At 66.3% G+C, this 8379-nt stretch carries 4 protein-coding genes; 1 reads left to right on the top strand and 3 read right to left on the bottom strand.

Features of this window, described 5'->3' with window-relative positions:
- Window positions 1-28: 28 nt before the first annotated feature.
- On the bottom strand, window positions 29-1609 hold the full coding sequence (locus tag HHX33_RS33945; protein WP_182878142.1) for a hypothetical protein: 1581 nt from the start codon (window positions 1607-1609) through the stop codon (window positions 29-31).
- 287 nt (window positions 1610-1896) lie between these two features.
- Here HHX33_RS33945 and HHX33_RS33940 point away from each other — a divergent pair, with 287 nt between their 5' ends.
- A complete protein-coding gene (locus tag HHX33_RS33940) occupies window positions 1897-2469 on the top strand; it encodes an ATP-binding protein (protein ID WP_182878141.1) in 573 nt (190 codons plus the stop codon).
- A 139-nt stretch (window positions 2470-2608) separates the two neighbouring features.
- Here the strand turns inward: HHX33_RS33940 and HHX33_RS33935 are convergent, their stop codons facing one another.
- Complete coding sequence (locus HHX33_RS33935) at window positions 2609-4540, bottom strand: AAA family ATPase (RefSeq protein WP_182878140.1); 1932 nt, start codon at window positions 4538-4540, stop codon at window positions 2609-2611.
- On the bottom strand, window positions 4537-7896 hold the full coding sequence (locus HHX33_RS33930; protein ID WP_182878139.1) for a DEAD/DEAH box helicase: 3360 nt from the start codon (window positions 7894-7896) through the stop codon (window positions 4537-4539). The genes HHX33_RS33935 and HHX33_RS33930 overlap by 4 nt, the downstream gene beginning before the upstream one ends.
- Window positions 7897-8379 lie beyond the last annotated feature (483 nt).

Here is an 8379-nt window from a genome sequence, read left to right as displayed (position 1 = left end):
TATCTGCCGCTACTCACCAAGCTGAGCATCACATTCCCGATAGACCACGGGCTTGCAGGGTCTTGTCGAGCCGACTGACGTGTCGGCTGTCTGACCACGGTTGCAGGCCGGCCCGCGCCTGGGCGATCTGATGCGCAAGGCGAGCCGAGGTGTGCTGTGCGGCGATATCGGCCGCCTCGGACAGACGCGCGGTGGCTTCGGGGATCTCCCGGGCGAGGGTCAGGGCCGTGGCGTACTGCGTGAGGGCGAATCCACGATCGACCTTGAAGCGAGGATCGAGCCCGGCGAGCGTGCGCTGTGCAGCCGCAACCGCCGCACCCGACTGCCTCAACCGGACCAGCGACATGGCCGCCTTCGAATCCAGCATCGAGGGCGAGATCCAGTACAGGAAGGCGGGGTCCCCCTCACCCTTCGGGTCTCCAGCCAGCCGGAGTGCGTTGTCGTGCGCACGGGCGCTTGCGGTCGTGTCCCCGGCAGCCGCGTAGGCGGCGGACAGCACAGACTCGTTCATGGCGCGAAGCAGCCGGCTCGGTGACCTGGCGACCCAGCCGCGAGCCGCGAACGCGTGATCCAGGGCAAGGGCTGCGCGCTGCTGGTAAGCGGCCATGCTCCCCAGCCAGCAGTGCAGATAACCGATCAGCGTCGGGTCCCCGAGGTCCAGCGCCGCTCGCAATCCCTCATTCAGCGCCCGCTGAGCGGCCGCGACGTCGAGCAGGTCGTAGGCGAGGTACCCGGCCAGTTGCGACAACTGTCCGTACGACGCGAGCAGGCGACCACGCAACGCCTGTGGCATCAATTCGCGGGCCAGAATCTGGGCCAACGCGTTCCGCTGTCCGTTCACGGCAGGCAGCAAGTCGGCGGGGCCGTGGCCGTCGTCCACTTCTCGCGCGTACGCGGTCAGCTTCTCGAAGGTCGCCACCGTCTGCGGATCCACCCGACTCGCCGATCGCACGACCTGGCCAAGGCGCTGCTCCTCCTCGGGGCCGAGTATGCGCAACAGGCGCAGCGCTTGAGTGCCTCCGAACGCAAGTGCCAGCTCGAACAGCAGCTCACGTCGCCTCACGTCGGCCTCCTCGATGCCGATGGCACGCAGGAGTTCCACGCACGCCGACGTGTCCACAGCCGATTCGGCGAGCGGGGCACCCGCACTCGCATCCATGCTGACACGTCGCCCGCCATCCGGGCAGGGCGCCGGTGGCCGGTTCTCGTCCAGATGGCGCAGGTCGGTAGCGTCGAGCAGTTCCCGGTCTTTGACGCTGTAGGACATCCGAGCTTCGTCGGCGACCAGCCTGGCCGCATGGGTCTGGTAGATCCGGGCCAAGGTGACGAGGCACCGGGCGGGCGGCCTACGTCCACCGTCCGGCCAAGCCTCGAAGTCGTACAGCCGGGCCTCTCGCAACGAGGCTGTGCCCACCGGGTCGAGGTCGTTGACCAGGCTGACGACTTCGGCAGCGGTGCGGCCGTAGGCGAGCCGGTACAGCCTCAGCGGGCTTACGCCGTGATCGAGCGCGAACACGTCGGCGATCTGGTCCCAGGTGAAGCCCTTGGCGCGTAGTTCCGCGCTACGGGCGCGTGCCCGAAGCAGCACGCGGTAACCCTCACCGGACATCCGCACACCTCCGTCACCTGCGATTGCGCACGGATCGTACATCACCGGTTACGCTACGCACAGAAAGCGGGAGCAACCGGCACCGGTCCCGGGGATATGGACACGCCGTCAGAGGGCATTCGCCCAGCTCAGAGGAGTGTCGACGCGGGTAATCGATACGCCGGAGATGGGGATTCGCTGATCAGTGGCGCCGAGGGACAGTTCTGCGTGCAGGAGAACAGCCACTGTTCACAACCCTCCGATGGTCGAACACCTCGGAGGCAGCCAGAGCCCTTGTTAGGAATCCCATGCCCTATCTGTCCCGTCTCATCGAGACCGTCACCGAACAGCCCGCCCCCGCGTTCGTACCGCCGCAGCGAGACCCGGACTTCTCTCTCGCCGCCCCCGGCGAAGTGCCTCCCGTACATGTACGGGCAATGATCGACATGCCACCCGGCCGGCTGATCTGGCGGCGTACTTTCATGGGCGCACTCGACCAGATCCCCCATGCTCGCCATTTCGTCCGGTTCCTGCTGGCCGACGCGTGGTGCCGGGAAGACGCCGCGCTGATTGTCACCGAGCTCGCCGGGAACGCCGTCCGGCACACCGGCAGCGGCAGGTCGGGCGGCACCTTCATCGTCGAAGTCACCCGCACCCCAGACAGCGTCCGAATCGGCATCTACGACTGCGGCTGGGGCGGCATCCCCCGATTCGGCATGCCCCTCCGCACCACAACCCAGCGTGGCCGGGGCCTGGCCGTCGTCACCGCCCTCGCGGACAGCATCGGCTACGAGGGATCCGACGACGTCGGACACCTGGTCTGGGCGACACTGTTTTCCCCGAACCGAACCTCTCCAGGCGCGTTAGGGTCAACCGGCTGACCTGGCATCGATGACGACCCAGCGTCCGATGTCCGTCGTACGGCGACAAGGGGTCCGTTGCATCACTCCTCCTCGGCCACGCTCGCTGACGCAGCCAAGAGCAGTGCAGGGCGACAGCGAAGTAGCGGCGCAAGAGCCGTTACTTCTTCCGGAGCCGTTCAGGAAGCGGCTTTGCGTGAACGACGGCCAGCTCGCGGTTCGGCCGGGTAAGTGCCGTGTAGAGCGGTCCCTGCCGGCCGAAGTTCTGGGGGAAATCAGCGGGCTCGGCCACGACGACACCATCGAACTCCAACCCACGGGCGTCGTCCGGTTGGGCCACGGTCACTTCGCGGCCCGCGCGTCGCCAGGTGGAGAGGTCGCTTCGGGGCTTCACCCAGCCTTCCCGCCGCAACACGGTCTCCACCGCCTTCGGGTCGGCGGTGATGACGGCGATGGTGCCATGAGGATGGGCAGCCTGCAGGCGGGTCACGTGGCGGAGCACCGTGACTCCCAGATCCGGCTGTCGGCACTTCTCGACGGTGGGCTCAGGTCCCACCTCCTGAAAAGCTAGTACCGCTCGCTCCGCAGCGGGAAGGAGCCGGTTGGCGTATCTGAGAATCGGCCGGGTGGACCGGTAACCTCGTACAAGTCGGCGGACCGGCGGATCCCCGTGTGGAATGGCGAGCAGCTCGAGGACCTGCGCCCACGACGCCAGCGTATGGTCGGAGCGCCGCTGGTTCAGATCGCCGATGAGTGTCCATGCATGGGCCTCGTTCATCGACGCCAGCAGGAGCCACTCCAACGGAGTGACGTCTTGAGCCTCGTCGACGATGATGTGTTCGATGCCCACAAGGTCACGCGGCTTGGCGACCTCCCACTTGATGGTCGCGAGCAGTGGAATGTGCGCCCGCATGGTCAGGGCGTCCCGCACCGATGGGAGATTGTGCAGATAGCCGACCCACTCGGGGTTCCGGGTCACCGGGTGTACACTGCTGCCGTTGCGACGCAGGTGCTCGTAGACGTCTTGCAGTGTGGGCATCATTTCGCTGGCCTTCAGCCGCGTGATCGCGGCGCGTACGAACATGGCCAGGTCCTTGTCGACGTCCTGCCAGGACCGCGAGATCGTGCTCTGGGACTCGACCGGCGCACCGAGGATACGGCGCATCAGCTCAGGCAGCGAGAGAACCCGAACCCGCTCCGATTCGCCGGTCAGCCGGGCGATCACCGTTCGTACGTGCCGAGAATAGCCACGGGTCGGTCCCACGATCAGGACAGTGCCATCGAGGGTGTTCTCCGGAGGAGTTTCATCGCTGACGAGGTAGGCCGCCCGGTGGGAGGCGACGATGGTCTTGCCAGTGCCGGGCTGGCCCTCGATGATCATGCTATCCATCGCCGGCACGGTCACGAGGTCGTACTGGTCCGGCTGAAGTGTGGCGAGCACGGGTGCGAGGCTCTTCGCGCGCGGCGCAGCGAGCCGTGCGCGCAGCAGGGCCTCCGCACGTAGGGACGGCGCAGGGACAGCGGCAATATCAGCCGAGGGCGAATTACGCGGGTGAGGTACTGGCGGCGTGGAGCTGTGGGTTGGCGTGGGCGCTGCGGGTGGGCGAAGTATCTTCGAGTGGCTCGGTGCTGCGGGAACGGAGAGTGCGCGCTTGCGGAAGGGCTGCGCCGGAACGTCGTCGCACACCGGCTCGTCGTAGAAGTCGATGATGTCGTCACCCCGGTGCTCGAAGGCGCGAATGACGGCGACCTCGTCGCAGAGCTCATGGTGACGGAGGCCGCGGAAGAACGTGCAGGCGACGGGGGCTGCCCAGCTGTAGACCTGGACGCCGTCGAGATCGGCACGGGCCTCGCCGATGTAGAAATCGCTGGTCCCGTCGAGGAGCTCGTGCGGTTGGCGAAGCGCGACACGGCCGACGAGATCTCCGAACGGCATGGCAGGCTTCTGCGGCAACCCGGTGCCCGTCCAGAAGATGCTGCGCGGTCCCTGATGCGTGATAGGTCGGCTGGCCCGGTCCTGGACTTTGCGGCGGTAGCGCTTCTGCGCGGTCCGCTCGTCTTCGAGATCGAGCTGCTTCCTATCCAGGGTCATTCCATCTCCGTTCGGTCAACAATCTCGACAACACATGCGGCGAGCGGCTCCAGCCGAATCTCGGGTTGGCCCGCGGTGCGGATGCCTTCCAGCAATGCGGTGAACTTCTCCTTCGCGCGGCGTTCCTGGCCTTGGAATGCCGCGACGACGCTCCGTCCGCGGCCGCGTGACGATGCGGTCTCGATGCGCGTGCGGATCGTCGCCAGCTTGCGCTCGTGCTGGGCCGTGACCGAGACGATCCGTGCATCCTGCAGCGCCGCGAACTCGCCGTCCCGCCGGACCTGCTCCTCTTCGTGGCGCAGATGCAGGAGGTTCAACGCACGCTCGGCGAGCTTGGGGAGCCGCTCGATGGGGGGCACGGGCGCGTCAACCAACTTCCCTTCCGCGAGCGCCGCCAGTAGGGCGTTCGCGGGGCCGTCGCCGGCGTCACGACCAGCCTCCGTGACGGCGGCACCCCAGATCTCGTCACCATGTCGAGAGGAGCTTGCCGCAGTCGCGAGCACGACAATGTAGGTGCCGGGCGCGACCTCGTCTGAATCTCGTCTGATGCGCAGTGACGCGAAGCGCGCCTGCCGGTGACCCGGGATCGCCGCCGCCGCCATGGTGAGCGGGCTCGTGGCGGTGAGCAGCGTGCCGCCGTGCGTGCGGGCGTGCTCCTGGTCAAGGGAGAGCGTGACCGGTAACTCATTGCGTAGCCGCGCGGAGATCGACCGCGTCTCCGCGCGGGAGCGCTGGGCGGACTCCGCGAGACTGTCGACGCGGACGGCCATGGCGGCGTTGCCCCGCAACTCCAGGGTGAGGCCGTCAGATGCGACTTTCACGCCGGTCGCGCCATCAGTGCGCGCCCAGTCGTCGAGCAGCAGAGCAAGCTCGCGCTGCCCGATGTAGCGGCCTGTCCTCACCAGGTCGTCCTCGAGCCCGGCAACGTCGACGTCATTGCTCATCAGCAGCGCGCTCGACGCGTCCGAGACGTCCCGCAGGCCGGCGCGCTGCTCCTCGATGGCGGTCAGCGCCTCGTGCAGCTTCTGTTCCCGCTGTTCTTCGGTGAGCGTGAAGTCGAAACCGGCCTGCAACGCCCTCGGTGCCTGCGCGGAGATGATGGGCTCCAGCGCTCCGATGGACGACTCGAAGATGTGGATGCGATCCAGCAGGCGGGCAAGGATGCGCTCGTCGATGGTCTCCTCGTTGACGAAGTTGACGACGAGGATCGTCTCCTCCTTCTGCCCGATCCGGTCGATACGGCCGATGCGCTGCTCGATCTCCATGGGGTTCCAGGGCAGGTCATAGTTGATCACTGCCGAGCAGAACTCGAAGTCGAGACCTTCGCTGGCCACCCGGTTGGCAAGCACGAAGTCATAGGCACCCGCACGGAAGTCGGCCATGATCTGGCGCCGCGTCTCGCGGCTAACCCCGCCGTGCATGACCGTGACCTTGAACTCGGTGCCGAGCCGACCGGCCAGGTAGGCCAAGGCCGGGCGGGAGTGTGTGAAGAGCAGCGCCCGGCGCTCCTGCAGGTGCAGCCGTCGCAGCACCTCCAGGAGGGCGTCGAACTTGGTGTCGACATGCTCGGGAAGGCGCTGAGCTGCCGCGACAAGGTCGGCGTGCGGTTCAAGTCGGTAGGGTGTGGCATCCGAGTCAGCGTCAGTGATGTCGCCGAAGGCGACCGGGTCGAGCACCGCCTGACGCGCCATCGGCAGGCATGCGCTGGCCAGTCGCAGCGGCATCTGCATCGCGAAGTAGAGGTGGCTGTCCATCGCCGCGGCCCGGTCCGCGCACCACTGGAGGTACTCCATATAGAAGCCCAGCTCCGCAGCGGTCCACTCAATCTCCTGGCGATCCTCGGTGCGTCTGGCTTTGCGGTCGTCGACCTCGACCTTCTTGGTCCGGGTGATGACGGCGGAGAGCGTATTCAGTCCGGCCAGGTAGCGCTTGGCGTCGACGATGTCGCGAGGCGTCAGCTCGTCCTTGGCCAGCAAATCACGTAGAAGGCCGAAGTCGGGCCGTCGCATGAGCGCGCCACCAAGCGTCGTTGTCCTGAGCGCATCGAGTTGGGCAATCAACTCCCGGCCGCGAACCCCCTTCTCGACGAGGCGGGCTGTGACAGCGTTGATGATCCGGTTGGGCTCCAGGCGTAGCTGCAGGTCCAGGCTGCTCCCGTAGTCCTCCGGCACGAGGAGTTCGAGCAGGTTGAGCAGATCCCGCTCGTGGAGATTGATAGGCGTCGCGGTGAGGAAGACCAGGTTCGCGGCCCAGTCCGCCAGCTCCGTGCCGAGCGCGTAGCTCTTGGTGTCCTGGTTGCGCATCGAGTGCGCCTCGTCAACGACAACCAGATCGAACTCGGGCGGTACGGCCTGCAGATCCTCCAGCCCGTCCCAGGTGCGCAGACGTTCGAGGCTGCAGATGTAGGCCTGGCGGGCGGGCAGGCGGTTCTGCTGGTGCCGCTGCAGAAAGGACTTCAAGCCGGCGCCGTCGAGCTCCGTGAGTTCGAACTCGAAGCGGTCCTCCATCTCCTCCTTCCACTTGCCCACCAGCCCCGACGGGCACACGATCAGGACCCGGTCGGCCTCTCCCCGGGCCTCCAACTCGGTCCAAATCAGGCCCGCCTCGATGGTCTTTCCCAGGCCCACCTCGTCAGCAATGAGCAACCTCGCCTTGCCGGTCTGGAGGAGCTTGAGCACCGGCTTGAACTGGTAGGGCCGGAAAGTCGTCCGGGTGGCACGGAACGAGAAAAGCGTGTTGGCGAACTTGCCCAGCAGCTTGGCGCGAGTGAGTGTGGCGCCGAACCTGCTCGCCGGGGTCGGCTCACGGGTCACCCATAGCGGCGGGGCGTCGATCGGCGGACGTGGCCGTAACCGCGACTCCACAATCTCCTGCTGGCGGCCCTCGACCATGACCGTGTACGACCACTGCTCGCGGAGGAACTTGCGGTCGCGCACCACCACATCCATGCCGCCGGGATGAGTGAGGGCAGCGTCGTTGACAGCGAAGAGCGGGGCGGGGACAGTTGCCGCCTTGTGCCACAGCTCCTCAGCCCAGCTCCATGCGGCGAGCAGGGGATGCTCGGCGTCGAGGCCATACGGTGACTCCACCATGGCACCGCCGGGTAGGGCACCAGCAGCGACCTGCAGAATGATCGGGCCGTCCTCGACACCTTGAAACCAGTAGACACCCTCGGGGAGTTCCACGTCCGGGCGCCACAGCACCCGGCACTCGCTCACCTGGCCGGCAAGCGACCGTACGGGCGAGTCCAGGACGAGCGCGCGCGTGAATTGACCGCGATCGAGCGCGACGTCAATGCGCTCGTGGTCCGGGAAATAACCAAAAGTCACATCACCAGTCGATGAGGTGGGTGTCACCGAGCAGGCACTCCTTGCCTTGAACTGTGCCTGGTTTTCACGAGGGCCGGGTTAGCCGGCTGAGGTGAGAATAGCCGGGTTGTTTTCTCGTTGGTAGTGGATTCAGACCTCGGCTGGTGGTAGATCGTGACGGTTTCTCCTAGACAACCCTCGGAGCGAGAAGACCCAAGCTGGTCGTCATCAGTCTTGCCCGCGACGCAGTCCGATGGCAGCGGCACCCTACCGACCCATTGCGCCGATAAGTACGGTTCAATAACTGTCGCCCTATATGGCGCGATTCGCGTGGTCTGGGAGACGCCAACGCCCGATAACCGAGAACAGTTGACCGTTCGATGGATAAGCCGGTGGAAGGCGAGCTACGGAACTTAAATGGGTCTTGTCGGTGAGCTGACGAGGGCTGATTTGGTCTGTATGACCAAGGTGTGCGGTATGCCCAAGGCGGCGGCTTCACCCCCCAGGAGCAGCGGCGCCGCGAGGAGGTAC

It is taken from the genome of Microbispora sp. H10670 (genome assembly GCF_014161385.1).
GTDB lineage: Bacteria > Actinomycetota > Actinomycetes > Streptosporangiales > Streptosporangiaceae > Microbispora > Microbispora triticiradicis.
This window is presented reverse-complemented; position numbering and strand designations above follow the sequence as displayed.

Bases quoted from the DNA above. Each gene is read 5' to 3' on its own strand.
- HHX33_RS33945 (WP_182878142.1), bottom strand. From the start codon at position 1,609: ATGTCCGGTGAGGGTTACCGCGTGCTGCTTCGGGCACGCGCCCGTAGC.
- HHX33_RS33940 (WP_182878141.1), top strand. From the start codon at position 1,897: ATGCCCTATCTGTCCCGTCTCATCGAGACCGTCACCGAACAGCCCGCC.
- HHX33_RS33935 (WP_182878140.1), bottom strand. From the start codon at position 4,540: ATGACCCTGGATAGGAAGCAGCTCGATCTCGAAGACGAGCGGACCGCG.